The organism is Methanobacterium sp. (assembly GCF_016217785.1).
In the GTDB taxonomy this organism is placed as follows: Archaea; Methanobacteriota; Methanobacteria; order Methanobacteriales; family Methanobacteriaceae; genus Methanobacterium.
This window is the reverse complement of sequence record NZ_JACRGA010000002.1, coordinates 101,990-127,741: the sequence shown is the minus strand read 5'-3', so window position 1 is coordinate 127,741 and position 25,752 is coordinate 101,990. Positions and strand designations below refer to the sequence as shown.

The 25,752-nt window shown below is 39.7% G+C and carries 26 protein-coding genes and 1 pseudogene; 9 read left to right on the top strand and 18 right to left on the bottom strand.

Annotated features, from left to right (window positions below):
• Window positions 1–145 precede the first annotated feature (145 nt).
• Window positions 146–264: pseudogene (locus HY987_RS00835) on the top strand (IS5/IS1182 family transposase); the annotation flags it as partial.
• 139 nt (window positions 265–403) lie between these two features.
• Here HY987_RS00835 and HY987_RS00830 read toward each other — a convergent pair.
• The 11 genes from HY987_RS00830 to rnz all read right to left on the bottom strand — a co-directional run bounded on the left by HY987_RS00830 (window position 404) and on the right by rnz (window position 11,687).
• Window positions 404–841 carry a hypothetical protein gene (locus HY987_RS00830; RefSeq protein ID WP_292754466.1) on the bottom strand — a complete coding sequence of 146 codons (438 nt, stop codon included), beginning with the start codon at window positions 839–841 and terminating at the stop codon, window positions 404–406.
• A 275-nt stretch (window positions 842–1,116) separates the two neighbouring features.
• Complete coding sequence (locus HY987_RS00825) at window positions 1,117–2,619, bottom strand: replication factor C large subunit (RefSeq protein ID WP_292754463.1); 1,503 nt, start codon at window positions 2,617–2,619, stop codon at window positions 1,117–1,119.
• A complete protein-coding gene (locus tag HY987_RS00820; RefSeq protein ID WP_292754460.1) occupies window positions 2,620–3,585 on the bottom strand; it encodes a replication factor C small subunit in 966 nt (321 codons plus the stop codon).
• Window positions 3,586–3,890: 305 nt separating this feature from the next.
• A complete protein-coding gene (locus tag HY987_RS00815) occupies window positions 3,891–5,246 on the bottom strand; it encodes a roadblock/LC7 domain-containing protein (protein ID WP_292754458.1) in 1,356 nt (451 codons plus the stop codon).
• 445 nt (window positions 5,247–5,691) lie between these two features.
• Window positions 5,692–7,140, bottom strand: a complete 1,449-nt coding sequence (locus HY987_RS00810; protein WP_292754456.1) for a Ni/Fe hydrogenase subunit alpha — start codon at window positions 7,138–7,140, stop codon at window positions 5,692–5,694.
• Window positions 7,141–7,163: 23 nt separating this feature from the next.
• Entirely contained in the window at window positions 7,164–8,075 is a 912-nt protein-coding gene (locus HY987_RS00805; protein WP_292754453.1) for a F420-nonreducing hydrogenase, read from the bottom strand.
• Entirely contained in the window at window positions 8,075–8,623 is a 549-nt protein-coding gene (locus HY987_RS00800; RefSeq protein WP_292754450.1) for a hydrocarbon binding protein (contains V4R domain), read from the bottom strand. The genes HY987_RS00805 and HY987_RS00800 overlap by 1 nt, the downstream gene beginning before the upstream one ends.
• A 10-nt stretch (window positions 8,624–8,633) precedes the next feature.
• Window positions 8,634–8,885 carry a ferredoxin family protein gene (locus HY987_RS00795; RefSeq protein WP_292754449.1) on the bottom strand — a complete coding sequence of 84 codons (252 nt, stop codon included), beginning with the start codon at window positions 8,883–8,885 and terminating at the stop codon, window positions 8,634–8,636.
• Window positions 8,886–9,262: 377 nt separating this feature from the next.
• Entirely contained in the window at window positions 9,263–9,823 is a 561-nt protein-coding gene (locus HY987_RS00790) for a class E sortase (RefSeq protein WP_322169040.1), read from the bottom strand.
• Between the two features lie 134 nt (window positions 9,824–9,957).
• The gene (locus tag HY987_RS00785; RefSeq protein ID WP_292754444.1) at window positions 9,958–10,704 is read right to left on the bottom strand and encodes a mechanosensitive ion channel family protein; all 747 of its coding nucleotides are present in this window, start codon (window positions 10,702–10,704) and stop codon (window positions 9,958–9,960) included.
• A 71-nt stretch (window positions 10,705–10,775) separates the two neighbouring features.
• Window positions 10,776–11,687, bottom strand: a complete 912-nt coding sequence (rnz, locus tag HY987_RS00780) for a ribonuclease Z (protein ID WP_292754441.1) — start codon at window positions 11,685–11,687, stop codon at window positions 10,776–10,778.
• Between the two features lie 395 nt (window positions 11,688–12,082).
• On the opposite strand from rnz, the gene nadC reads away from it, so the two are divergent.
• Both nadC and HY987_RS00770 read left to right on the top strand, forming a co-directional pair.
• Complete coding sequence (gene nadC / locus HY987_RS00775; protein ID WP_292754439.1) at window positions 12,083–12,922, top strand: carboxylating nicotinate-nucleotide diphosphorylase; 840 nt, start codon at window positions 12,083–12,085, stop codon at window positions 12,920–12,922.
• A gap of 211 nt (window positions 12,923–13,133) precedes the next feature.
• Window positions 13,134–13,652, top strand: coding sequence for a hypothetical protein (locus HY987_RS00770; protein WP_292754437.1), 519 nt, complete (start codon window positions 13,134–13,136; stop codon window positions 13,650–13,652).
• 119 nt (window positions 13,653–13,771) lie between these two features.
• Here HY987_RS00770 and HY987_RS00765 read toward each other — a convergent pair whose 3' ends face one another.
• The 3 genes from HY987_RS00765 to HY987_RS00755 all read right to left on the bottom strand — a co-directional run bounded on the left by HY987_RS00765 (window position 13,772) and on the right by HY987_RS00755 (window position 16,263).
• Window positions 13,772–14,362 carry a ZPR1 zinc finger domain-containing protein gene (locus HY987_RS00765; RefSeq protein ID WP_292754435.1) on the bottom strand — a complete coding sequence of 197 codons (591 nt, stop codon included), beginning with the start codon at window positions 14,360–14,362 and terminating at the stop codon, window positions 13,772–13,774.
• Window positions 14,363–14,798: 436 nt separating this feature from the next.
• On the bottom strand, window positions 14,799–15,767 hold the full coding sequence (locus tag HY987_RS00760; RefSeq protein ID WP_292754433.1) for a 3H domain-containing protein: 969 nt from the start codon (window positions 15,765–15,767) through the stop codon (window positions 14,799–14,801).
• 148 nt (window positions 15,768–15,915) lie between these two features.
• Window positions 15,916–16,263 carry a roadblock/LC7 domain-containing protein gene (locus HY987_RS00755; RefSeq protein ID WP_292754431.1) on the bottom strand — a complete coding sequence of 116 codons (348 nt, stop codon included), beginning with the start codon at window positions 16,261–16,263 and terminating at the stop codon, window positions 15,916–15,918.
• 121 nt (window positions 16,264–16,384) lie between these two features.
• Between HY987_RS00755 and HY987_RS00750 the strand changes: the two genes are divergently transcribed.
• From HY987_RS00750 to minD (HY987_RS00730), 5 genes are all read left to right on the top strand, one after another.
• The gene (locus HY987_RS00750; RefSeq protein ID WP_292754428.1) at window positions 16,385–17,458 is read left to right on the top strand and encodes a DUF1611 domain-containing protein; all 1,074 of its coding nucleotides are present in this window, start codon (window positions 16,385–16,387) and stop codon (window positions 17,456–17,458) included.
• Window positions 17,455–17,808, top strand: a complete 354-nt coding sequence (sepF, locus tag HY987_RS00745) for a cell division protein SepF (protein WP_292754425.1) — start codon at window positions 17,455–17,457, stop codon at window positions 17,806–17,808. The genes HY987_RS00750 and sepF overlap by 4 nt, the downstream gene beginning before the upstream one ends.
• Window positions 17,809–17,926: 118 nt before the next feature.
• Window positions 17,927–19,207 carry a DUF2226 domain-containing protein gene (locus tag HY987_RS00740; RefSeq protein ID WP_292754422.1) on the top strand — a complete coding sequence of 427 codons (1,281 nt, stop codon included), beginning with the start codon at window positions 17,927–17,929 and terminating at the stop codon, window positions 19,205–19,207.
• An 81-nt stretch (window positions 19,208–19,288) separates the two neighbouring features.
• Window positions 19,289–20,068 (top strand): cell division ATPase MinD, encoded by a 780-nt coding sequence (gene minD / locus HY987_RS00735; RefSeq protein ID WP_292754419.1) that lies wholly within the window; start codon window positions 19,289–19,291, stop codon window positions 20,066–20,068.
• 30 nt (window positions 20,069–20,098) lie between these two features.
• Window positions 20,099–20,893 (top strand): cell division ATPase MinD, encoded by a 795-nt coding sequence (minD, locus tag HY987_RS00730; RefSeq protein WP_004032021.1) that lies wholly within the window; start codon window positions 20,099–20,101, stop codon window positions 20,891–20,893.
• A 228-nt stretch (window positions 20,894–21,121) separates the two neighbouring features.
• Here minD (HY987_RS00730) and HY987_RS00725 read toward each other — a convergent pair whose 3' ends face one another.
• The gene (locus HY987_RS00725; RefSeq protein WP_292754414.1) at window positions 21,122–21,889 is read right to left on the bottom strand and encodes a TatD family hydrolase; all 768 of its coding nucleotides are present in this window, start codon (window positions 21,887–21,889) and stop codon (window positions 21,122–21,124) included.
• 167 nt (window positions 21,890–22,056) lie between these two features.
• Between HY987_RS00725 and HY987_RS00720 the strand changes: the two genes are divergently transcribed.
• The gene (locus HY987_RS00720) at window positions 22,057–22,212 is read left to right on the top strand and encodes a hypothetical protein (RefSeq protein WP_292754411.1); all 156 of its coding nucleotides are present in this window, start codon (window positions 22,057–22,059) and stop codon (window positions 22,210–22,212) included.
• Window positions 22,213–22,359: 147 nt separating this feature from the next.
• Here HY987_RS00720 and glyS read toward each other — a convergent pair whose 3' ends face one another.
• The 3 genes from glyS to HY987_RS00705 all read right to left on the bottom strand — a co-directional run bounded on the left by glyS (window position 22,360) and on the right by HY987_RS00705 (window position 25,716).
• Window positions 22,360–24,081 carry a glycine--tRNA ligase gene (glyS, locus tag HY987_RS00715; RefSeq protein ID WP_292754409.1) on the bottom strand — a complete coding sequence of 574 codons (1,722 nt, stop codon included), beginning with the start codon at window positions 24,079–24,081 and terminating at the stop codon, window positions 22,360–22,362.
• A 93-nt stretch (window positions 24,082–24,174) separates the two neighbouring features.
• Window positions 24,175–24,783, bottom strand: coding sequence for a dCTP deaminase (gene dcd, locus HY987_RS00710; RefSeq protein ID WP_292754407.1), 609 nt, complete (start codon window positions 24,781–24,783; stop codon window positions 24,175–24,177).
• A gap of 237 nt (window positions 24,784–25,020) precedes the next feature.
• Window positions 25,021–25,716, bottom strand: a complete 696-nt coding sequence (locus HY987_RS00705; RefSeq protein ID WP_292754404.1) for a TrmJ/YjtD family RNA methyltransferase — start codon at window positions 25,714–25,716, stop codon at window positions 25,021–25,023.
• Window positions 25,717–25,752: the final 36 nt, after the last annotated feature.

Here is a 25,752-nt window from a genome sequence, read left to right as displayed (position 1 = left end):
TTTAATGTTAGTTTTAAGTGATTGGCAAGTATTTTCTAACTCCTTTCTAAAAATACATTTTTATTTTTATTTTATAATAATTAATGGGCTTTTTAACCGTTAAATTTAAGAATAAATGCTTAAATATGTTTATTTGGTGACATAAATGAAGCATTGCTTAAACTACAGTAAAGAAGACCCAAATTATACCTTGTTGGAAAAAATATTTAAAATTATCGGTTCTAAAAAATCAATAACGAAATAGCGTTCAAAGGGGTAAATAATGGAACATGGACCATAGACTGGATAAATAAATGAATGAAAAGCAGAAAAAGATAATAGTGAAGCTACGCAACTCCATTCTAGGGGTTGGAAGTCATTTTAGAATGAAGTTAAACGAGTATGAAAACATCAGATTTGGTGTTTAACTATGTTTTTGATGTTTTTGATGTTTTCTCATAGTTCCACCACAGTTTGAACACTTAATAAAAGTTCCACCCATCATATCCCTAAATTTTAATCTTTTTTTACAATAAGGACACACGGGCATACCTAATGCTGATGTTATTTTATTAAATACATTATTAAATCTCATTAAAAAATCATTCTTAAATCCATTTAATTGATTTGAAATTGCTGAAAATGTGAATTTATGTTTAGGCCACAAGCTACTTTTAAGTCTTTGAATTTTGGATTGTTTTTTTTCGAAAGTTCTTTCCTTGTTTGTCCCTATAACATCAATATTTTTGCTAAACCTTATTTTACCCCCACAACTACATTTATTAGTAAAATCTCGGGGTGATTCATCAGATTTAAGTTTATAATATCCTCTACATTTATCACAAAGTAAATAACCACTCATTTGAAAACCTTCATAATCCCTCATAATATTAATAGGATTGTATTAATGGAACTATTCCTGATTGGAGGTAAATATAATTATATTTAATCCATTTAACATTATTTAATCACTTTAACATATTAATTCTTTTAAACTGACAAAGTATCTAAACTCAACAAAATTTAAATAGTTATGCACAAATTACACACAAATTATACTCGAATATAACTTCTGAATAGCGGATATCTGTGTTTTTGTCTTAAAAAAATGGAATAAGTATTAGGTGGTAGTATTATTTATTTAAAACTGAAAAGCGAAACCTGCTTCCCATCATCTTTGGATTCGGCCTTTCCAGAATCACTTTTATCCTTGGATGTAGTTTTTGAAGAGTTATCTTTCTTATTTTTTACTTTATCCTGGGATTTGGTATCTTTGAGAATGCCTTTTTTTCCCACTTCTTTAGAATTCTTAGAATCATTGGAAATATTTTTAGAAGATTTGTCTACGGATTCTGTGGCCTTTTTAGAAGTCTTTTTCGGTGTAGTTTTAGTTTTAGGAGTTTTAGGAACCTTCTTCACTTTCCTCTTTTTAATCTTCCTGCTCCGGAACTGTTTAACTTCTGCATCCTCCAGGTCGAAGTAGTCTGCCAGATCTCTAGCCAAGTCATCTCCCTCAAACATGATCTCAAAGTAGGGGAAGTATTCAATGGCCACCTTCCGGGATGTGTGAAGTTTGGCTCCGATCTTGGTTGCTACCCTGTCTCTAAGGTCCCTTTTGGCCCGATTTTTGGATAGTTTACTGTAAAAGGTTGAGCTGGTGTATCTGCTGAATTTTTTGTAGGTCTCATCCTTGGCCAGGGCCACTCCCACGCCCATGAGGTCGTAGGTGTACTTCCAGTAACCATAGTGTCGTGTGTGGAAGGCTCTTCCCAGGTACACATCAGCTTCCGCCACTGCATTATATGCCTTTTCAATCTCCTCTGGTTTTTCATACTCCCGGGGAATGTTCTCGGTTATCTGTTCTAGGATGAAGCCAGGATCTGCCTCCAGGCGAAGGGAATCTTTGATCCGTTTGGGGTTCTTACTTTTAAGCACAGTTCGCACTGAGTCGAAGATGTTGTTAATATCATCTTTTTGGGATATGATCTTTAAATCATCTGAGCTGATTGAGTCTTTACCCTGGGCAATTACCTGCAGATCGTTAATGGCAGATCGCAGATCCCCACGTGATCTTTTGGCCAGTGTACGGAGAACGTGTTCATCAAAATCGACCCCTTCCTTGATACAGATTCTCTTTAAAAGAGCAACAATGGAGTTGGTGTGCACCTTGTTGATTTTTATAAGTTGACATTTGGATTTAAGGCTCTGTATACGTTTACTGTAGAGGTCGTTGGCCATCATGATCATAGGGTGATGACCCTCCTTGATGATCTTGTTTATGGCCCGTATACCACCACGGTCCTCATTTCCATGGAGTCCATCCACTTCATCCAGGATTATGAGTTTACGTCCGCCCTGACCAAAGAGGGAGACAGAAGCTGATGCCTCGCCGATGGTGTTCATAATTATATCGTAGGATCTTTTATCACTGGCATTGAGTTCTATGTGATCTGAGAACTCACCGGCCACCAGATGGGCCAAGGTGGTTTTTCCAGTGCCCGGTGGCCCTACCAGAAGCAGGCACTTCTGGGGCTCGCCATGATCCCAGCTTTCCAGCCAGTTTTCAATCTCTTCAATGGCTTTCTTATTCCCCAGAACATCCTTCATGGTCTGGGGACTGTACTTCTCAGTCCACAACATCTAATCTGCCTTTTCCTTTGGTAAGAATTTGGTTAAAAGAGCTTCTAATTGTATTCGGGGGTTGGCACCTTCCCTTATTCTGAAATCGTACTCTCCTATGTGCTCCACCAGTCTAATGTAATCCTCACTTCCAATAAGGTCATCCATGGCCATTTTGGAGACTTCCTGGTAAACCTGGGTTACCATATCTTCTCCACTGGTCCCCTGAACCACCATAACCTCCCTTAGAAGGTCACGGGCGCCCATGAAATCACCATCCAGTGCCAGGTTAACAATCCGGCGCACATCTTTCGGTTTGGCCTTTGAAACCACATCGTGAACAGTTTCTTCATTTACTTCCTCACCCATGGATGCAGTGGATTGCAGGATGTTAACTGCCCGACGCATATCTCCTTCGGCGAAATAAACTATGCTTTCAAGAGTCCCTGGAGCATAATTAACGTTTTCTGCTTTGGCGATTATTTCCAGTCTCTTTATGACCTGGTGACCCTTAATGGGTGCGAATCTGAATATGGCACACCTGGATTGGATGGGGTCGATGATCTTGGATGAGTAGTTACAGGAAAGGATGAATGAGGATGTTTTGGTGTACATCTCCATCTCCCGGCGCAGTGCGTGCTGGGCATCCTTGGTCATATTATCCACTTCATCTAGGAATATGATCCTGAATGGTGCACCCATTGCCTTTAACCGGCAGAAGCTTTTAATATCCTTACGCACAGTTTCGATACCCCTGGCATCAGAGGCGTTGAGTTCCAGGAAGTTCTGCTTCCAGTATTCACCCAGCATGGCCTTGGCCAGTGCAATGGCAGTGGTGGTTTTTCCCACTCCTGCCGGGCCGGTGAACATGAGGTTAGGCATGTTCGCTTCGTTAATGTACTGTTTGAGTCTTTGTATAATGTGATCTTGACCCACAACCTCATCCAGAGTTTGTGGTCGGTATTTCTCCACCCATGGTCCGTTCATGATTATCACCGTTTTTTTATTTCTAATATTTTTGTGAATGTAATATGATTATTGGTATGTAACTGTTATTTTAAAAAGTTTTAAAATTTGAATATAATCTGGTTATTTATATATTCCATGGTCAAATTTTACTTTATTTTTTTAAAAAATTAATAACAATATTTAAAAAATGTTATAATTAGTTATCATTAGTTTATTGGTTAAAAAAAGATAATTAAATTTAAAATATATATTTTATAGGTTATTTTTATAGGTTATCAGGACTTTTTATAGGTTATCTGGAGGCCTATTAGAAATTTCCATATTTATGTGAATAAATGGGCAATTTCTGGATGCATGCTTTTTTTGATGTTAAGCTGATCCATGGCCTTACCATAGGATTTTTTAATTTCCATGAATTCTGGTCTTACCATGGCCCTGAATGCCTCGTAACCCATTACCCTTCCATAGTTTTCGGTTATGACTTCGATCATGCGATTGAAATCCTGGATGAATATTTCTTCACGCTCCTGGAGAGGTATTGCTTCAGCGTTTTTCTTTATCTGGGTAAAGTCAATGGTGGCGTTGCTTTTGAGATCAACATTTTCCAGGAGTCTCCTGCATTTTTCAAAGGGCAAGAATTTTTTGGTTAGTCCTCTGGCTGGAGCAACTCCCATGATCTTGGCAGCTCCCATGGACATGGCCAGGAATATGGATTCGTAAATGTTTAATATAAGTTCTGCACGTTTTTCAGGATCTTCAGGGATTTCAACATCCGTTGGTAGTGAAGGGAATGAAATAGGTGGTCTGACTGTGGGTATGCTTGGTTTTACCTCTTCAGGTTCAGTTTCAGCAACTTCAATTTCAGTTTCCATTTCTAATTCTTCTACTTTTAATTCTTCTATCTTATCTGATCCCGTTAATTCTCCAGTTTCAACTTCGCTCTTAACTTCAGTTTCAAGTTCAGCTTTTACATCAGTTTCAAGTTCAGTTTCAATACCTACTGGTGGTTCTTCAGGAACTGCAGGTTCATTTACCTCAGCAAGGGGTTCTGCAGTTATTTTTTTGGCTTTTTCCAAAACAGGTTCTAAGACAGGTTCATCCGCTGATTCTGAAAGAGTTTCCAAAGGTAGATCTTCAGCAGTTTTTTCATCTGCAACAACCGTTTCAATTGGGGGTTCTTTTGTTGCAGTTGTTTCAGGTAACTGTTCCTCTGTTGTAACAGGTGTTGTGGGTATTTCTTCAACTGGCACTTCTTTGGGGATTGAAATTTCTTCTACTATGGTTTCTTTTGGAACTTCTAATTCAAGGTCATGGGTTACTTCATGGATTTTCTGGGATGCTCTTTTGGCATTCACCAGCACCATGCCCACATTAGCTGAGCCCTGCATTAAAATGATTAAATGCACCTTTTCCAAACCTAAAAAAAGAGCTTTACCTCCAGATGACTCCACTAATACTCTTTCCATTTCTCCCTGGCCTGATGAGTTTAACAGCCTTAGGGAGGAGCTGGAAATAACTTGGGACATGGGGCCGAAAAGGTTTATATCAACATCAACCCGTAAGTTGTGGTGTAATATCCGTCCATCACTGGCCACAATAAGGATACCCTCCACATCGGGGGTTTTATCCAGGTCCACGGTGGCCTTTTCCAGTTGCATCTTCAAATGGGTGTCAGTCATTGGATCACTAGACTTAGTAAGAAAACTTAATACTATAAAATATTCTTACTCTATCTTTTTATTATGCTTATCGTTTTTTACTAAGGCGGGGGAAATAGTGCTATGGTTTGTATTGATTAAAACATATTCACATTTCTAAGGATATAAAAGCTGTAATAATGTTAATAAGGTTGTAATAATGTTAATAAGCAATGGAAATCATTTATTTTACTTAATTCTTATTTGTATAATGAAATAGACGGAAAGTGGTCTTTTAATGTTATTTTTATAAATTATAATACACAGAAGTGTGTTGATTCACTGATAGTAATCCTAGCTATAATTCAACTTGAAGATAGTAAATTTTAGAAAAATTCGTCTAATCTGGAATTAATTTGATTAAGAGTCCTAATTTAGAATGAGTGAAATTAAAAAAATAAGAATGTTGAGGTTTTTAAAAATAACCTCAGAGTAAGTGTTTTTTCAGAAGTTGACCTTCGCTGTCGTAGATGTCCACTGCGAGTGGTGAACTTCCATCAATAGCATGGGTTGCACAGGAAAGACAGGGGTCGTATGCCCTTACAATCATTTCCAGTCTGTTTTTAAGCCCTTCAGAAACTTCTTCACCATGTATCATCTGTTTAGCGGTTTCCCGAACTCCAATATCCATGGATAGGTTGTTCTGACCGGTAGAAACAATCAAGTTAGCCCGGTTAATGAATCCTCCTGCATCTGTTTCATAGTCGTGAATTAGGATTCCTCGGGTAGCTTCAATCATACCCACTCCCCTTTTGGTTTCACTGGATTTTTTGGCTTCATCCCTGGTTATTAATGGTTCTGAAAGGTTCTGACGCAGGTCAGTGCCGGTTATGCTGTCGTCTTCTAAAAGTTCCACAGCTCTTTCAGCAGCATACATCAACTCTATTAAACGGGCGTAATGGTACAGAAGTGCGTTTTGAGCAATTCCATACTGGTCCTTGTATTCACCATACAGAGCTGAAGCTTTTTCAGTGGGTATGGTATCTGCCACATTCAGCCGGGCCAGTGGACCCACGCGGTAGTTACCTTCAGGGAATCCTATCTGTTTCAGGTAGGGGAATTTCAGGTAGGACCATGGTTGAACTTTTTCTTCAATGTAGTCTAGGTAATCAGAGGCTGCAAATTCATAAACCTGGTTACCGGATTTATCAATGATCTTGGCTGGTCCGTCGTAGAACTCGATGGAACCACCATTGCTTAACGCTCCGAAGTGACTTTCAACAGGACCTAAAGCTTCGATAGCTTCACTGTACTGGGCGAATAATGGTTTGGCTACTTCAACACCCTGTTCTATCAGGCCTATTGCATCTTTAGATTTGGATAATAGTTGAGCTTGTTGTTCGGATGTTATGCCTCTGGATTGTCCTCCAGGTATTGCAGTTACCGGGCTTATGGGTTTTCCACCCACAATTCCTGTAATTTCCTGCCCTATTTTCCGGGTTTTTATGGCCATCATTGCCAGGTCAGGATTGCTTTTCAGGATTCCTATCACGTTTCGCATTGCAGGGTCTGAATCAGGACCCATAACCAGGTCCGGGGCACCCAGGAAGTAGAAGTGGAGTGAATGGGAGTGTATGTACTGTCCCAGGAGCATGAGTTCCCTTAGTTTTTTAGCTGTTTCTGGCACTTCCAGTCCGAAAACCATATCGGTGGCTTTGGCCGCTGCCAGGTGGTGTGCTGTCTGGCATATACCACATATACGTGGTGTGATTCTGGGTGCTTCTTCTACAGCAGCACCTTCCAGGAATTTTTCAAATCCCCTGATTTCCATAACATGGAAGTGGGCATCGGCCACGTTCCCGGCATCATCCACCTGAACTGTGATCTTGGCGTGACCCTCTATCCTGCTTACAGGGCTAATTTCGATATTTTTCATAGTATCACCATTTTATCTTGACTTCACTTTTTAACCAGTTGGGGGATGAGTGAAACCTGTTTATCCTCCATGGTAGTACTTCCAATTACGAATCCGTAGATAACATGGCCAATGTCATAAAGCTGTTTTTCCACGTCTTTTTCTGGCATCTTGGAAAGGTGAGCTATTCTTTTGATGACTCCGTTGTAGATATCATGGCTGGGTTCCCTTAAAACATCAAGGGAAGGCCCTCCACAGCCGTGACAGGGGATTCCTGCTTCTGTACAGAGACCACCGCAGCGGCCTAGAGTCACTGACCCTAAACAAACGTATCCCTGACTCAGGAAACATTTACCTGGTTCAGGGGTGCCTTCGATTCTGCGGTGTATTGTATCAAACTCGACGTGTTCCATTTCCCGCTGGCAATCAGCACAGACACTTTTTTTAGGAACATCAGGAGCTTCGTCGTTTACAAGTGGAATGAGTATGTCGTGTGTGAGTTGTTCTTTGGGTGGGCAGCCCGGTATGAATCCATCGATTCGGGTGAAGTCGGCTGCAGGGTGGACGATGCTTAAAAGTTCAGGAACCACTTCATTGGGAAGGGGTGCAGATACGGTACTGGGGTTGTCAGAGTATGTACGTGATGTGACCTCTTCAGAGGTGTAAAGATCAGCCATACCAGTTATACCACCGTAACAGGCACAGGTTCCATAGGCAATGAGGTACTTGGATTTTTCTCGGAGTTCTTCCAGCCTCTCCTTGTTTTCAACGTTTCGAACGGAACCAGAGACAATGGCAATGTCTATATCATCAGGAACTTCCTTAACATCCATAAGAACTGGTGCATAGACTATTTCGGCTTGATTCAGTAGTGTTGCCAGATCTTCATGAAGGTCAAGTATGGAAATTTCACACCCTGAGCAGCTGGCCAGGGTTTCTAATGCTATTTTAACCATTATTTACCACCCCATTTGATGGTGAGGGTTTTAAGGCATGCGTTGGGGCCTACGTGGTCCACGTCAACTTTTCCTTTGATGCCCATAACTTCTTCCACTGCTCCAACCATGTAACCATATAATAGGTAACATAATGGTCCTTTTTGAGGTAAACCTGTTCTTCGGAGGGTTTGCCTGACAACGCAGTCCATGAAGAGAAGTTTTACTACAGTTTCATCTCCTTTTTCAATGGTGTAATTTTCCTGTCCGGTTGGTTTCCACATTCTATAGTAGAATTCATGCCCCAGAACTTCGCCCATTTCATCCATGGCCTGTTCCAGGTTGTCGGTTTTTTCCATCATTTTCGCTGCATCGTGTCCCATGCGTTTGCCTGCCTGGTAAACAATGGCGTTTGCACCCCGCCCTGAAACCTGTTCCAGGGCACTGGACATGGATCCCATGAATTTCATCAGCACGTGTAGTGCATCTTCATAGTCATCCAGATCTCCACCAGTTTCTTTGGGAATTAATTCAGGTTTAAATGTGCCTGTAACTTCTTGTATTGCCATTTTTAATCCCTCAAATGATTCGTTCTAATACGTCGTTTACCCTACGGTCGATGTACAGACGTTTGGCCACGTGGATGTTTTTGTGGGTCATGGCCTGGGCAGGGCAGATTTCATGGCAGGAGAGGCATGCCATACAGTCATCGGCATTGACCACTTCTGTTTTCCATTTTTCCTCATTCATTTTGTACACGTCATTGGGGCAGTCATCCACACAGGATCCACATCCAACACATGCATCTTCGTCTACTAGGATTTCAACCATTTTAACTCCTCTTTCTCCTATTTATTAGACCATCATGTTCTTTTTACCTTCCAAAATCTCCTTTTTTAGGTGAACGTTATGTATATAATGTCTCATTCTCACTAATAAGTGTTATAACTACACATCAGGATGATCATAAATATTCTTTAATAATATTAATATTAATCACTAATAAGTATTGTGTAATCGAATGTTCTGAGGTTAATTTTATTTAAAGTAACAACTGAATCCTTTATTTCTTATTTATTTTGGTTTTAACAAGTTTTATTAAAATATAACTCCGTTATAATAATTTTTTTAACTTTGGTGTTATTAGTGAGGTAATACTGGTTAAATAAAATTCTTTACCAATAATGGTGATTAATCAGGATATTTAGTTATAAGTTACTACTGGATACCATTTTAAAGTGAGTAATCCATGCAGCTTGCTTTTTACCTGGGGGGTAACAAGTCACAATTAATAAACGTGCCTGTCCTTCCTGTGAAAATCGAATAGGGTTGGTTTTGTAATCCCAGCGTATGTCATCTCCATTGGAAGTGACTTCATAGACATATTTCTTTCGCTGGGTGAAATCCTTGATAATGGCCTGGTCTCCGGGTTCCAGGGATGCTATGTTAGTAAATAATCCTGAATATGTAGTTCTATGGCCTAAAATGCCACATTCTCCGGGTTTACCTGGCATTACACTTTCAGGATAATGATAAACAGCGTTATAAGCGTTTACAGTGTCAGATCGAATGGTTGCATTCACGTTAAGTTTGGGAATGGTTAACTGAGCATTGATACGTGAAGCGGTGAGATCAGTTGGATCCAGTGCATTCACCGGGTTGCTCATTTTTTCCTGATAGTCTTTAACACTTTTCTGGGCTTTGGTAACGTTCTGCATCTGTTCGTAACCAGCTATGGCTATGCTTGCTGCCAGCGTGACACACGCCAATATTATCAGAATGGAAAAAATCTTATATTTGGACATTTAACTAAAATATCTTAGATATTTTTCACAAGACATCTTTAGATCTTCATTAAATCTTAGATCTTCATTAAATCTTAGATCTTCCTAAGATATCTTCTTCACGATACCTCTTCAGCAACCAGAAGTCTCTTAACTTTCAGGGCTAGCTGGCTTCGGTAGGTTGCTACTTCCCATGGATCATTGATCCAGACATTCAAAGTAGCTTTAATACCGGTATCTGTCATTTCTTTTATAAGCACATTTGGTTTTGGCTCAGGAAGTGCCCATTTGCAATTAGATGCAACTTCCACCAGAGAGTTAACTGTCTGTTCCAGTTCCAGTTCATAGGGGATGTTAACATCCAATCCAACTCTACGGGTTTCCTGAGCAGTGGAATTAATATAAGCACCCTTGGAAAAGGTTGAATTGGGGATGGTTATAAGTTTATTATCCACAGTTTTGATGGTGGTAACTCTGAAACCGAGTTTAACCACTTTACCGCTTTGACCTGATATTTCGATGATGTCTCCCACTTTAAAACTTTTATCTGCCAGTATGAATATGCCGGCGATGAAGTTGGAAAGGGTGTCCCTGGCGGCGAAACCAACTGCTATACCCACAATACCAAAGCTGATGATTAGGGAGTTTATATTCACTCCAATTTCATTTAAAGCAAGGGTTAAGGTCAGGGCAATTATGGAGTACTTGATGATCTCATTTAAGACCTGAATCAGAGTAGGTTCTAAACTAAATCGCGTTCCAGTTCTCTTAACAATGTAAATAGTCCATTTGATAATGATAAATGCGGCTATAAAAATTATGGCAATTTTTATCAGATCAAGGTACAGGGGGTCAGTGTTGGGCATGATGATCCATCTCTATACTTAGGTGGTTGTCTTTTAAATTATGGCACTTTAAATTATGGTGATCTCCCTTTTTATAAAATTTCATGACGTTCCACCTCTATACTCATAAAATCCTCAGCCACCATTACTTTACTGAATACATGGCTTGCTTCTGTTCTTAAAGCATCACTATCCCGGTAACGGGTGCTTAGGTGAGTGAGAATTAATTCAGACACTTCTGCTTCTTTAGCAACCATTGCTGCATGGGTGGTGGTGGAATGTCCATTTTCAAGAGCTTTTGATTCCTGTGCTGATTCATAGGTTGATTCATGTATCAGAACATCGGCATGGGAGGCAAATTGAACCATTTCTGGGCAGGGTTTAGTATCCCCCGAGTAAACTATTTTTCTTCCCTTCCTTTCTGCCCCAAGAACCTGTTCTGGTTCTATCAGGGTTCCATCTACCTCCACAGGGATGCCTTTTTGCAGTTTCCCGAAATCTGGTCCTGGTTTCAATCCCAGTCTGATGGCTTTTTCCCGGAGGAATTTGGGGGATCTTTTTTCTTCAACTGAGTAAGCCAAGTTAAGGACAGAATGATGGGTGGGACAGCATTCAATGATATATTTCTCTGTCTGGAGAACAGTACCTTCGGTTACTTCATAAGCATGTATGGGGAATGACAGAGCATAGTAACCCAGATTTTTAATATTTTCAACGGTTTTTATCATTCCTTCCGGCCCGTAGATGTGTAAAGCTTCCTCCCTGCCTCTGAAGGCCATGGACTGGATCATGCCGGGTAGTCCCAGGAAGTGGTCACCATGGAGGTGGGTGATGAAGATATGATCCACCTTCATGGGGCTCAGTTTAATCCGAGCCATTTGACGCTGAGTTCCTTCACCGCAATCAAAGAGCATTACCTCTCCAAAGGCCTTTAAGGCAATGGAGGAATGATTTCGTTTAGTGGTGGGGAGTGCGGATGAGGTTCCTAAAAATATTAATTCCATAATTGATTCACCTAATATGATTAATTTATTAATGAACTAAGCTTAAATCGTTACTTAGCTCAAAATATTATTTTAATTGATGATTTTTATGCTTGATGATTTTTCTTACATTTAATAGTCCATTTACTTAATGACTGGTGTAAGTCTATTCTTGTATTATTATTCTATCATTTCCCAGTTGTCCTTTTTCATGTTGTCCTTTTAGTTGTAAGATATGAAGTTAGTTGCAGGACAATTAAAGTGAAGATGATTTTTTTTAACTTTAGATTAGTTTCCTGGTGAAAATTTATATTCCTCATTCAATATAAACCAGAACAAAGATATTTTTAGTAATTTTTGTAGTAATAGTTTCTAATGAGTAATAGTTTTTTAAGCAAAATTATAGGGGTGCGATCATGAGGCAGGACCTAGCTAAGATGGTTTATGAAGATATTGGTTTTGAGGATATAACCACCCGTGCATTGATACCCCCGGGATTACAGGTTAGGGGTCAGATCATAGGCAGAGAAGAGGGGATAATTGCTGGAGTTGAACTGGCAGTAGCTATTTTCACCGAGTTTGCAGTGGAAACAGAAATATTGGTGGGGGATGGTGAAAAAATAGAGCCGGACCAGATCGTCATGAAGATATCCGGTGATCCTCGTAGCATTCTCAGCGTGGAAAGAACCGTGCTTAACCTCCTGATGCGCATGAGTGGCATTGCCACACTCACTGCTAATGTTATTAAAATGGTTCGCAGTGTTAATCCTGATGTTATAGTGGCTGGAACTCGTAAAACAACCCCCGGACTCCAGTTTTTTGAGAAAAATGCCATAAGATCTGGTGGAGGCGATACCCATCGCTACCGGCTGGATGATAGTGTGCTTATAAAGGATAATCACCTGGCCCTGGTGGGTGGAGTGGCTGAGGCAATATCCCGCGCCAGAAAATATGTCAGTTTCACCAAAAAAATTGAAATAGAGGTAGAAACCCTGGAAGAAGCCCTGCAAGCTGCTAATGCCGGAGCAGATATTATAATGTTGGATAATATGGATTCGGATAGTGTTATAACTGTTTTAAAGGCTCTTGAAGATGGAAACCTCCGTGGTAATGTGATAATTGAAGTTTCAGGTGGTATCAATTCAGATAACATACTCCAGTTTGCAAAGACAGGGGTGGATGTGATCTCCACGGGATACATCACGCATTCTGCAAGATCATTGGACTTAAGTTTAGACTTAGATAAAATACATTAAGCATTATATTACCTGACGGATTAATGTCTGGGGATTATATAATATTAGTAGAAATTTTTATTTTACCTTCAATTATTGTTATGGTGTAAGGGGAGATCATCATAAATTTTACACGTAACCTGTCATTTAAACAATACTTTTATATAAGGCCATTTACATAGCATTTAATGGAATATAAAGAATTTAAATCTAAAGAATTAGGAGATTTTTCATGTACGACGAAAGAGAAGACGAATTTAACGAAGAAACTATTCCCTCTAATGAAGAAATTATTCCGGAAGAGACAGAGGAAATTATTGACTCAGAAGAAGCAGTTGAGTCCGATGAAACTACTGAGGAAGACTCTGACAACGAAGAAGACGAAGAAGGAGAAAGTCTGCCTTTTGCCAAAGCAGAAGTCGTACGTTTGATGAAGCAGAACCTTGACCGGGACAAGATGATCAGGGAAAGAGTTAAAGTGGAGATGAACAAATTTCTGGGAGAAGTACTGGAGAAGGTCTGTGAGCAGCTCAATGAATATCCCTACACCACCATTGAATACGAAATGCTCAAAGAATCCATATACCCTTATCAGAACATTGAAAGGATCAATGAAGAGAAAAAGAGGATATTAATGCACTTGCACGCCATCAAAGCAGACTGCGATGCGCTGTCAATGGATGTCAAAAAGACGCTTAAACTCAAAGATGTGCATGAAGAAGAGGAAGATCCAGCTTTCATGGATTATTAAAACTCTTTAGTTGTAAATCTTAAATTAAAATTTTAAAATTATTTTTTTTTATTTTTGAGGATTATTTTGAGTTAAACTGCTAATCTTAGGTTATCATCTTTTGGTTTATTCGGCCCCTATTACTTATCTTCGTTCATTTCCAGTTCATCATTTTCAAAGGTGGTAAAACCAGTTTTTAGATTTTTAATCTCTTCCACAGTCAATTCACTCTTAACTGCAGCATCATCCATGACGATACTGTGACCAAAGGGGTCTTCTAATACTAGGGTAACTTCTTTTTGACCATTTTTCACTCTTTCAATATCTTCCAGTATTTGGACTGCGTTTTGTTTCACATGGTCCTCTTCGGCCCATGATAAGGCAGTTTTGACTGCTTTTTCAAAACGGTTCAATACTCCTTCTACATTGGAAACGTATCCCTGGGATTGTGGTCCGGGTTCCACCTTAAGCCCTATTTCAGGTATGGTAATGGTGGTTGACTGTGATTTAACAACCCTTGCGTTTAAATTATCATTCCTAACAAGTAAGGTGTACTTAACCGGTTCTTTCTGGTCAATACAGATGGTATCGGCATGTTTGTAGCCGCATTCACTGCATAAAAGGGTTGATTCCATGATTTCCCCAAAGTAAGGGATTATTTCGGTTTTGGTAGTGACTTCCATACTTTGACTTGTATTGCATATGGGACAGTCAGCAAACATTTTGCTCAATTTTACGACTCCTAATATTAATTATTTTAATCTGTAGTTTAATAGTTTTAATCAGTACTTTTAATTATCTTAAGGGGTATATTTTTTGATTAATATCTTTTATAATTCCTAATATCCTTTATAATTCCTCTTTCAATCCTTATTAAACTTAAAAAATAGAATCAATGTGATAATCAATGTAATCTAAGATATGTGTAATATACAAGTGTAATGCCCTACCTGGTTGAATATAGTTACCAATATAGGTGAATGATAAGTTTGGTGAATGATAAATTTAATTATATAATATTAATATTATTAATATATTTTAATCTATTTTTTTATAATCTTGTTATATCGTAATATTTTTAGTTGGTATTTTTAGCTGGATTCACTATTTGTAAAAATATTAATTTTATTAGTTTAGTAAAAAAAATTATTTAGTGGAAAATTATTTTTATTTTTTCTCTTCTTGGTCAAATTGGTAGAGCAGTCCTTTTTCGTCCAGTTCTTTGATCATGGCCTCAAGACTTTCTTCATCTGGTGCGCAGACTTTGTGACGGTGAACGTTTCCAGAAAGTTCATAGAGTCCTTCCAGATCTTTTTTACGTTTAGGGTTCTCCTGGAGAAGTTTAATGAAACGTTTTGCCTCAGACGGGTCATACACATTAACTTTTCTCTTCAGGGGTTCGCCAAAACCAGGGAGGAAGTAGGAAACATCCATTATACGGCCTTCATATTTGTTGAGGATGATATCAGTCTCCAATTCCAACTGATCAACTGAATGGCGGAATATCATCTCTTTACAGATCTCTTTAATCAGAGTGAGCATCCGTTTCTTGGTTTCGTTAATGCCGAGATTGTTGATAACAGGGATGCGATGTTCTAGGGCTTGTTTAACCAGATAATTGTTAATTATACGGTTTTCTTTGAAATACTCCAGGTGTTTTCCGCCACGCTTTATCTTCATGGCCCTTTTAACGAATCTTTCTTTATGTACATCCTCGTCGGCAGTTAGTACAAAAAAGTGGATGTTAGCATCTTCTTTAAACTTATCTATATCTAAAAATCCCGGAACTAGATGTACTCCTTCAATTACCAGATCATCATAGTCATCAACTGCCCTTTTTATAACCTTTTCAATTGCAGGTATGACGAAAGAAGCGTGCTCTTCAAAACCAGCACTTATTAAACTGGCACTATTGCCATCAAATCGTTGCTTGTCCCTTAGGGTTACATAAGCATCGAATGAAGATTTGTGAAGAGCTGGTGCATAATCAGGACCAATGATCCCCCTTACTATCTCCCTTATGAAGTCGGTTTCAATCAGATGCTTAATACCCAGCTCTTTAGCTAACTCAGAAGCGATGGTTGATTTTCCAATCCCCGATGCACTTCCAATGAGTATAACGTAAGGTTTTCTCAAGAGTGCTACCTCCCGTATTATTTAATGGGTTTTCAGTTGATTTTTACTAAAATCATTCGTTATATGCGTTTTTTTGGAGCAAATAAACAATGATAACTATGCAGATGATAACACATGATCTAACTTTTCAAATTCCTCATAATGCCATTTAAGTTAGGAATTCAATTACTCGTTCAGCGCTACGACGCATTTCGATCCTGATGAGACCAAGGTTAATATCTACGTCTGCAATCACTACCAGTATACCTTCACCAGCATCGATCATCAGGGTTTTACCTTTACTACCCTCAATCATCACCTGTTGAAGCGGGTCATGTTTCATTTCCTCTGCGGAACGTTCTGCGGTACCAAAAACAGCTGAAGCCATCGCAGCCACTAATTCAGAATCAATGTCTGTTGGAACTTCGCTTTCTATTATCAAACCGTCTTTCCCGACCACTAAAGATCCGCTTACCCCATTTATCCGTCCTAAATCTTTAAGTATTCTTTCTATCATAATCTGCCTCCACAATAGAATTTACATGCTACCTAAAGTATATATCTTGGTTTGACATTTATTAAATAAATAAGTAATGTAATATTTCACCTATTTCATCAAATTTAAGAGGAGTGATCTTTTGTATTTTGTAACTTCTGTTGGGGACTTGCAAGAACTTAACCCATTTATAATCATCGGATGCGGTGGAGGTGGGGAAAAATTCTCTAATTTCAGCGGAATAGAATCCGTTGGTTTCATAGATGATAATAAAGAGAAACAGGGTCAAACATTTTGTAATAATATTATTTCGTCCAGTTTAGCTGAAGTGGTGGGTAATACTGATGCCCGTAGTGTGGCCATAATGCTGCCTATTGGTGCGGAAGGATCTGCCCTTAAGTACGCGGTTCAAGCTATTGATTTAGGAATGAATGTGGTCTGTTCTTTCAGATCACTCCCATTACATAGTAATCAATCTTTACTGGCCTTTGCAAAGTCTAAAGGTGTTCAGTTAAAAGAAATAAGTCCACGCCTTGATGTTATAAGATCAGTATTTGGTACTGCCCCTGAATGTTGTACTGAAGTCCTCCCAAAACTTGATTATAAACCGGAAACACCGGTGGTTTTTGTGGGAGGCACATCTCAGGAATGTGGGAAACGAACCACCACACGTATCCTGGGAAAAACAGCAAAAGAGATGGGATTAAATCCAGGAATTATATCCACGGATGAAATGGGCTTGGAACAACCAGCTGACCTGAATTTCCGTGCAGGTAGCTTGTCAGTAATGGATGTTGCCTCTGCAGTAATGGGGAGCATAAAATATGTTGAGGAAGAAAAAAGCCCGGACATTATATTTGTAGAAGGACAGTCCAGTCTTACTGAAAGGGGAAACCCACACCCCAGGGGATTATCCGCAGCCATACTTGTAGGAGCACAACCCGATGCCACCATTGTCTGTCACAGGTTTAACCATCCCTACCGCCAACCAGTGGGAATTACAGAAGAGATCCGGGCCATAGAAGCCGTGGAACCCACCAAAGTAGTGGGGATATCTCTAAATTTAAGGAATTTCACTGGGGATAAATCCAAAGCCCTTTTCTCAGAGTGTCAGGAAAAATATGGCCTTCCTGCTGCTGACATTTATCAGGGTGGAGCGTCAATATTATTAGATGCCATAATTGAATATACAGCTATAGGGGACGTTGAAAAATGAAGGACATCATGGATTACTTGAAGAAAAATCTTGGCTTGGAAGAAGAGGAAGGGAAAGAGGATCAGGAAACCATCATAGTCCCTGAGCACTCATTCTATGAGATAGTTTTAATGAAGGTCCACAACCTCGATGAATTTGATTATGCCCTGGCCCAGGTTTTAGAGGAAAAAAATCCAATTATTATGGACATCAGTATCCTGGAAAAGAATTCTCCGGATGATTTCAAACTAGCCGGAGAAAAATTAAAGGCATTCCGCGATAATGATGGGGGAGAAGCTATCTTATTATGTAAAAATGGTAGGAATATTATAATAGTTACTCCTGCAGAAATAAAACTGATCCGAAAGTAAATATAAACAAGAAAGATGCAATACCAATATTATATTTATTTGAGATTAGAGTATAATTTATTATAAGAATTTGTTAAGGAATTATGGGATATTAGTAAGGATATGGGGAGATGTATACATGGAAATGCCCATAACCAAACCGTCTATGGTTTCATATGCTGACGAGCTGGATTTCTCGAAATTAATGAAAGATCTAGCCAAGGATCATAAAAACGGGTTTATTAGGGTTACTTCACGTTCAGAAGAAGGATATATTCTTTATAAAGATGGAAAACAGGTAGCTGCTTCCTATGATAGATTTTCTAAGATAGAAGCACTGGAAAAAATAAATTCTGCCCTAGGAAATAAAAATACACTGATTGAAGTCTTTGATGTAGGACCCTCTCAAGTGGACTATCTACTGGATCTCAACAAACCATACACCATCGATGAGGATTCTAATGTTTACGATGTAATCGGTGAACTGAAAAAGACAGCAACTGAAACTCCTCCTGAAGAGGAATTAAAACCGGAAGTTACTGAATCAAGTAAAGTTGAATCTGTTGATAATTCATCTGAAGATTCGGTGTCGGTTGAAAAAGTAACTGAACCACCAGTTGCTGATGAAAAAGTAGATCTATCTTTAAAGGAGGATTCATCTTCAAATGAACCTATTAAAGAACCAAAAAAGGATGAAAATCTAGGATCTTCTCAGGCTTCTGTTGATGTGGATGAATCTATTGAAAGGGCACCAGTTGAGAAAGCAGATGAATCATCTGTAGCTGATAAGCTGGAAAAATCCTTAAATAAGCCTCTGAAAGAACCTGAAAAGGGTGTGGGGGCAGAATCTTCTCCTGCTTCTGTTGAGATGGGTGGTGATGATTTACCATCAGCTGAGAAAGTTGCTGAGCCGCCTGTGGTTGATAAAAAGGTAGAACCATCTTTGAATAAAATTGAGCTGGAAGCAGAGTCATCTGAAATTCCAAAAGCTGATGAAATTGAAGAGAAGCCTGTTGATCGTTCGGAACTTCTAAAAAAGTATGGTATTAAAGATGTTCAGGATGACGACGTGGAAAACCTGTTACAATCCTATAAGGGCGGTATCATCGATGATGATGACGTGGAAAGGGTGGAATTAGTCCTGATGAATCTTATTAAAAAATCAGTACTGGGAATTCCCAAAATCAAAGGAACCGAAGTCATGGTTTTCCTTGATAATTATAAGGAACTAACTGGAACCATTAACATCATCACTGAATATGAAAGTCAGGGGTTCTTAAACAGAATCATGGGGCAGAGTAGAACTGCCGTTAATCTCAGAAGGCAGATCATTAACATAGCCGAAATCGCCATAAAAAAGAGCTTCAGACAGTATCCAGAAGTTGTGGAAAAATTCGAGATTAATGTGGAATTTAGTTAAAGATTTAATATTACGTAGTACAGCTAAATGATTTAAGATGGAAAAAAGTTAAGGTGGAATAAATTTCTTAGGAGGAATTGGATGACGAGAGTGATAACAGTTGCATCAGGGAAGGGCGGAGTTGGAAAAACAACTATCACTGCAAATTTAGGTGTGGCCCTGGCTACTTACGGAGAAGAGGTCATAGTTCTGGATGCAGACGTGGCCATGGCTAACCTGGAACTGATCCTGGGTATGGAAGGGAAATCAGTGACTCTGCATGATGTTCTCTCTGGAGATGCAGATATAGAAGATGCTATTTACGAGGGACCTGGCGGTGTTAAGGTAGTCCCTGCTGGAATATCACTGGAAGGTCTTCGTAAGATCAAAATGGATCGCCTGGAAAGTGCTCTGGAAATACTCATTGAAAGTGCCGATATTCTGTTAATCGATGCCCCTGCTGGACTGGAAAAGGATGCACTGGCTGCAATAGCCGCAGCTCAGGAAATGATCTTAGTCACCACTCCTGAAGTACCATCCATCAGCGACGCCCTTAAAACCAAAATCGTCGCCAACCGGTTGGGTGTGGACATCCTGGGAGTTGTTATCAACCGGGAGCAGCACGATAAAACATTCCTGACCATCAGTGAGATCGAAACTATCTTGGAAGTACCTGTAATCGCTGTAATCCCTGAAGACAATGAAGTCAGCCGGGCAGCAGCCTTCGGAGAACCATTAGTTGTTAAAAATCCTAAATCCCCCACCAGCAATGCAATCATGCAACTGGGGGCTGATCTCATCGGTGAAGAGTATCAGCCAATTGAACCAGATAAAAAAGGTGTCATATCCAAACTGGTGGAAGGACTGCTGGGAAGGAGATAAGAATTTTAATTTTTACTTTCAGGGAGTAATATGTCGAGATTTATTGCTCTAGCATCTGGAAAAGGAGGAGTGGGAAGAACATCCCTCACTTTTAACTTAGGGGTAGCCCTGAGTCTTTTCGGTGAAGAAGTGGTCATGCTAGATCTGGACCTGATGATGTCCAACATGGATGTAATAACCGGACTTCTAAATCCGGAAGTAACTCTCCATGACGTGCTAATGCGTGACAAGGCAGTTCAGGACTGTGTCTACCAGGTGAATCAGGGAGCACTGGTAATACCAACCGGGATGCACTTCGAAACCCTTAAAACCATCAACCCCAACTATGTATCATGGAAAAGGATAATGGAAGAAATATCATCCTATGGAAATATATTCCTCATGGACCTACCCTCAGGGATTAATTCCAACATATTCGAAGCTTTGCCGGAGGATACTGAGGCTATTTTGGTGACCAATTCTACCATGCCTGCAGTGGCTGATGCTTTGAAGATCAGAATTCTTTTAAATGAACTTAACATTGAAATACTTGGTTTCGTTTTGAACATGTGGTACGAAGATAATTTCCTGCTTTCAGTTAATGAAATTGAATCTATACTGGAAGTACCCATGATTTCAGTGATATCCTATGACCGGGAGATGGATCGTTCCATAGCCCTGGGAAGTTCAGTAATGGAGTTAAACCCAGCTTCCCCCATCAGTAATGAGATAATGCAACTGGCAGCTGACCTGGTTGGAAAAGAATACAAACCTGTTCAGCCGGATAATGAGGGAATCATGGAACGGATCAAGAAATTTGTGGGCATATTACCCGAGAACAAGTAGTATATAAACTACTTATAATTTCTTATTTTTTTTATCCAGTTATTTATTTACAAAATCCCCTACTTATTCCAAATCCATAACTTATTCCAAATCCATAACTTATTGCAAAAATAGCTATCAAAAATGTTTTTTAAAGATCGATTCTTTAAAAGGGGAAATAAATCCGTTTTTTAAACATACAGATTCTCCTTTTTTCCCTTAAACTTTTCATAATACACTTTTTAATCTTTATAACCCATAAAACTTGGCTGCATTCTGATGGGATAACATCTCTATTTTCTTATCATCCCAACCAGCCAGCTTAAGCTCATGAACAGTTTTTGGAACAGATAGGGGGTCGGAAGGTGAAGAACTCATATCACTGTCCAGCATAAACCTTTCCGGACCATAATCATCAAATGTTCCTTCTAAAAGTTCAACCGCTTCGGTTGGGGTCATCTTCTGTGGTTGCACTGTGATTCCAAGCATTCCCTTAAAATCAGCCACCAGATCGATTATAGATGGATCCACATGGTCCACCACCACCAGGGCAGGATCAATGTTCCCTTCAATAATGGAGAGGGTTTTAATGGTAATTTCCCTTTTATTTCGCCGGGGAGTGTGCACCGCCACCTTCATATCCAGCTCATCAGCCATCTGTAGCTGGGTTCGGAAAACTTGCCTTTCAAGATCAGAAGCAGTTTCAAGACCAACTTCACCCAGGGCAATCACTTCATCATGGTCCAGGAACCAGGGGAGCTTGCGAAGCACCAGCTTGTAATCCTGGCATATACTACGGGGATGAAGGCCCAGAGCTGCTTTTAGGATAATACCATTACTTTTTGCCCTTTTAAAATCGTTTTCCAGTATACGGTAGAAGTGGTCCAGCACTACTGCCGGGGTGGTCATCCTCATGGGATCATGAGCCAGTGTGAGGGCAGATTCTATCCCTGCAACAGCCATTCTCTCAAAATCTTCGTAAGGCCTGCAGTCAGCATGTATATGTGCGTCTATCATTACCATTCAACTCCAATAATCTTTAATCCAGATTTTAATCCGATTTTTATCAAACGATCCAGCTAAATTACCTTCCAACTTTAATATCTAAAATTAATTAAGAAGTTTAACCTTATATTACTATGGAGTTTAAAATTCCATAATATGATATTAACTGGGGTGAAAGTGTGGATGTGAAAGAAATGGCCAAAAAAGCCAACATGAAAGATTTAAAGGCCATAGCCAAAAAACACAATATAAAACTGGGCCGCTGTCCAACCAAGCTTAAAATTGCCCAATTAATTCCTGAAGAAGAATTAGAAGCACTGGTAAACAAGAAATAGACTTATAAAAGATTTTTTTTTTAATTCAGGGAGTATTGATTTATATTCTAATTTATAAATCAAAAAAACTTGAAAAAATTAATAGAATATTTAAATATATAAAACTGGGTTATTTAAAAAAGTGATGATCTTAAGACATTAATTGTCTTAAAGGTCACTGAACTTTATTTTTTTAAGTAACAAATCATTAACTTTTCCCGGAACTTCAGATAATAATACTCTGACCTGTTCCTGGCTGTCCCGCTCACGTATGGTCACAGTATCATCTTCCAGGCTCTGATGGTCCACTGTAACTGCAAAAGGTGTTCCTATTTCATCAGAACGAGCGTACCTTCGACCGATGGTTCCAGAGGTGTCTACTTCTGCAATTATACCCTCTCCACGTAGATTATCCCTTATCTGATTGGCTATTCCCACCAGTTCATCCTTGTTCACCAGGGGGAATACATTAACTCCCACTGGGGCGATATCAGGGGGGAAATGGAAAATGTTACGATCATCTTCCTGGGTGAAACAGTGGAGGAGCACAGAATAAGTTATACGGTCAATACCATAGGATGGTTCGATAACATGGGGATATACCTTTTCACCCCGCACAGTTTCTTCAACCTCTTCAAATGATATAATATCAGGGGTTAACTGGAAGGTTTCACCTTCCAATTCCAGTTCATAAACACCATTTTCATCAAAAGCTTCCTTTATCCTGGTGGGATCAGTTTCCTTAAGAAAATTCATGATTTTGGGTGCATTACCTTTAAACAGGGGGCCAAATTTTTTCATATCCGGTTTCACTGCCATTTTGGTAACACTTCGTGGTTCATCGTATTCTATGAAAACTGACAGATCTTCTTTACTGTGCTGGCTGTGGGATTTAAGATCGAAATCGGTACGGTCGGCGATTCCAATAACTTCAATCCAGCCGTAACGGTCGGTGTGGATTTCCACATCCCAGCAGTCAATGGCGTAGTGTGCCATCTCTGTTTTCATATGCTGACGGAACCTTATCACGTCTTTTGGTATTCCTAAGTCTTCCATGAACTTGTCTGCCAGACATAACTGGTAGGTCAGCATCTGGCTGGACACCACATCTTTACTGACTGCTTCCTGGGCTGTGATCTGGAGGGGTTCGCCTTCTTCCTCCTGGGCTTCGGCAGTGTACAGGGTAAGGACTTGCTGGGCAACGTTCTGGAAACTTGGATGTTTTTTATCCCTTGGATCCACAAATATCTCTGCTTCTGCTTGGGTGAACTCCCTGAGGCGGATAACACCCTGGCGTGGTGAAATCTCGTTCCGGTAAGCTTTACCCAGTTGCACTACACCAAAGGGAAGTTTACCTCTGAAAAACCTTAACAATCTTTTGAATGGTATGAATATGCCCTGAGCAGTTTCCGGTCTCATGTAACCAGTTTTCTTACCCTTAGCTCCGATGAGGGTCTGGAACATTAGATTGTAACTCCAGACATGGGTTAAGTGGCCTCCGCATTTGGGGCATGGAATCTGCTCATCAGATAGTATTTCAGTGAGGTCCTGATTTTCAAGACCTTCCACTTCGTCTCCAGTGGCCTCTTTGATAATATGATCTGCCCTGAACACTTCCAGACAATCTTTACATTCGGTCATGGGGTCATTGAAGTGGTCCACGTGTCCTGAGGCTTTAAGTGCCTCTTCAGGCATGATGGTTGGTGATTCAATTTCATAGAACCCCTCACCCACCAGGTAATAGTCCCTCCACTTGTTCATGATCTTATTCTTTAAGATTGCACCCAGAGGACCGTAATCAAAGAATCCGGCTACTCCTGAGTAGATTTCAAATGATGACCATAAGAATCCTCGTTTCTTGGCAATATTCATAACATCTTCATTCTTCATTTTATATCCTCTCAGTTTTCCTCTCGAATTTTGGATAATTTTATATTAAAGGCAAATTTTTTAAATTTGAACATAGCTCTTCTGTTACTTGAATTAAAGTAATTTCGTCTGCTTCCGGTCCCGAATCTCATAGTCCTGCTTGATTTTACTGGTAACCGGCTTGTCTTGGCCCATATATTTACTGTCCCGTTCGGGATGGCCATAAGGTCGTAGGGATGGGCTGGTCATGGTTTCAAAGACTATCTGACACACTCTTTGACCGGCATAAAGAGCCACTGGCATCTTGCCTATGTTGGATATTTCCAGGGTGATCTTCCCCTGGAATCCGGGGTCAATATATCCTGCAGTAACGTGCATGGTGATTCCCAGGCGCCCCATTGATGAACGCCCCTCTACACGGGCAACCAGGTCATCAGGGAGTTTAACTGCTTCATAGGTTGTGGCCAGTGCAAATTCACCTGGATGTATTATGAATGCATGTCCCTTATCCAGGTGGAATGATTCCATATAAGACTCCAGGTCAGATTTGTCCAGAGGGTCGATGCACGGTTTTCGGATAATGCGAAAACCTTTAAACTCGTTCCCAATCCTGAGGTCCACCGAGGATGGTTGAATCTGCCGGGCTGGATCTTCCAATGGTTCTATGGTGATTTTCCCTTCATCTAAATATTTTATAATATCCTGGTCACTTAAAATAGCCATTTTATCCTCATTCTCCCTTTTTAGTTAGTGATCATCCTTTATAATCATGTTTAGAGGTATAATTTTGTAGTAGATTAACAATAAAGTATCCGTTATTTTCATTATCAATGTTATATTCGGGATATTCAATACATTCCGAATTTCAATACCATTCATGAATACCAATACCAATTTATAGAATTATTCAGTATTTAATTCATGAATATTCAAAAATATTTTATTTAACCCTATCTTTTTTTATTTAACCCTCTCTTTGATTCTTCGAAACATTCCTTTAAGAGTATGGGCTTCCCTTCCTGATATAAATGCCCTTCCCAGCACTCTCCGGAACACTGTGGAAGCATTCTTCTTCTTATGTGGAGGATAATCCAGATTACCCAGCACATCATCCATGTATTTAATTAAATCCTGTTTTTCATCAAGGGAAGCTTCATCCAAGTCTTCCACTGGGTATGTTCTCTCATTTTTGAACAATTCATAAAAGATGATGGCAGCAGCATGGGTCACATTGAGGATGGGATATGATTCATGGGTTGGGATGGATACCACCACATCACAGAGTTCTAATTCATGGTTAGTAAGTCCATCACCTTCTCTGCCCAATATCAATGCAATATTGCCTTTTACATTAAGTGATTGGGCTAGATTATCCGGTGTTACTGCGATACGGGGAATGTTGTAACTTCCCCCGGCCTCACCAGTGGTTCCCACTGCAAAATCAATCTCCTCTGTTTTGAGGAATTCTTCCAGGGAAGGATATTCCTGGCGATTGTAGATGATTTCACGGGCATGCATGGCCATGTAATATGAATCGTGTTCCAGTGGACAGGGATTTATAAGTACCATCTGTTTTAGGCCGAAATTTTTCATGGTCCGTGCCAGGAACCCAATATTGCCAGGAGTTTCTGGCTCCACAAAAACCACATAAATCATATTATCCTTAATTTTACTCCTTTTTTTACAAATTCC

Bases quoted from the DNA above. Each gene is read 5' to 3' on its own strand.
- HY987_RS00830 (WP_292754466.1), bottom strand. From the start codon at position 841: ATGAGTGGTTATTTACTTTGTGATAAATGTAGAGGATATTATAAACTT.
- HY987_RS00825 (WP_292754463.1), bottom strand. From the start codon at position 2,619: ATGTTGTGGACTGAGAAGTACAGTCCCCAGACCATGAAGGATGTTCTG.
- HY987_RS00820 (WP_292754460.1), bottom strand. From the start codon at position 3,585: ATGAACGGACCATGGGTGGAGAAATACCGACCACAAACTCTGGATGAG.
- HY987_RS00815 (WP_292754458.1), bottom strand. From the start codon at position 5,246: ATGACTGACACCCATTTGAAGATGCAACTGGAAAAGGCCACCGTGGAC.
- HY987_RS00810 (WP_292754456.1), bottom strand. From the start codon at position 7,140: ATGAAAAATATCGAAATTAGCCCTGTAAGCAGGATAGAGGGTCACGCC.
- HY987_RS00805 (WP_292754453.1), bottom strand. From the start codon at position 8,075: ATGGTTAAAATAGCATTAGAAACCCTGGCCAGCTGCTCAGGGTGTGAA.
- HY987_RS00800 (WP_292754450.1), bottom strand. From the start codon at position 8,623: ATGGCAATACAAGAAGTTACAGGCACATTTAAACCTGAATTAATTCCC.
- HY987_RS00795 (WP_292754449.1), bottom strand. From the start codon at position 8,885: ATGGTTGAAATCCTAGTAGACGAAGATGCATGTGTTGGATGTGGATCC.
- HY987_RS00785 (WP_292754444.1), bottom strand. From the start codon at position 10,704: ATGCCCAACACTGACCCCCTGTACCTTGATCTGATAAAAATTGCCATA.
- rnz (WP_292754441.1), bottom strand. From the start codon at position 11,687: ATGGAATTAATATTTTTAGGAACCTCATCCGCACTCCCCACCACTAAA.
- nadC (WP_292754439.1), top strand. From the start codon at position 12,083: ATGAGGCAGGACCTAGCTAAGATGGTTTATGAAGATATTGGTTTTGAG.
- HY987_RS00770 (WP_292754437.1), top strand. From the start codon at position 13,134: ATGTACGACGAAAGAGAAGACGAATTTAACGAAGAAACTATTCCCTCT.
- HY987_RS00755 (WP_292754431.1), bottom strand. From the start codon at position 16,263: ATGATAGAAAGAATACTTAAAGATTTAGGACGGATAAATGGGGTAAGC.
- sepF (WP_292754425.1), top strand. From the start codon at position 17,455: ATGAAGGACATCATGGATTACTTGAAGAAAAATCTTGGCTTGGAAGAA.
- HY987_RS00740 (WP_292754422.1), top strand. From the start codon at position 17,927: ATGGAAATGCCCATAACCAAACCGTCTATGGTTTCATATGCTGACGAG.
- minD (WP_292754419.1), top strand. From the start codon at position 19,289: ATGACGAGAGTGATAACAGTTGCATCAGGGAAGGGCGGAGTTGGAAAA.
- minD (WP_004032021.1), top strand. From the start codon at position 20,099: ATGTCGAGATTTATTGCTCTAGCATCTGGAAAAGGAGGAGTGGGAAGA.
- HY987_RS00725 (WP_292754414.1), bottom strand. From the start codon at position 21,889: ATGATAGACGCACATATACATGCTGACTGCAGGCCTTACGAAGATTTT.
- glyS (WP_292754409.1), bottom strand. From the start codon at position 24,081: ATGAAGAATGAAGATGTTATGAATATTGCCAAGAAACGAGGATTCTTA.
- dcd (WP_292754407.1), bottom strand. From the start codon at position 24,783: ATGGCTATTTTAAGTGACCAGGATATTATAAAATATTTAGATGAAGGG.
- HY987_RS00705 (WP_292754404.1), bottom strand. From the start codon at position 25,716: ATGATTTATGTGGTTTTTGTGGAGCCAGAAACTCCTGGCAATATTGGG.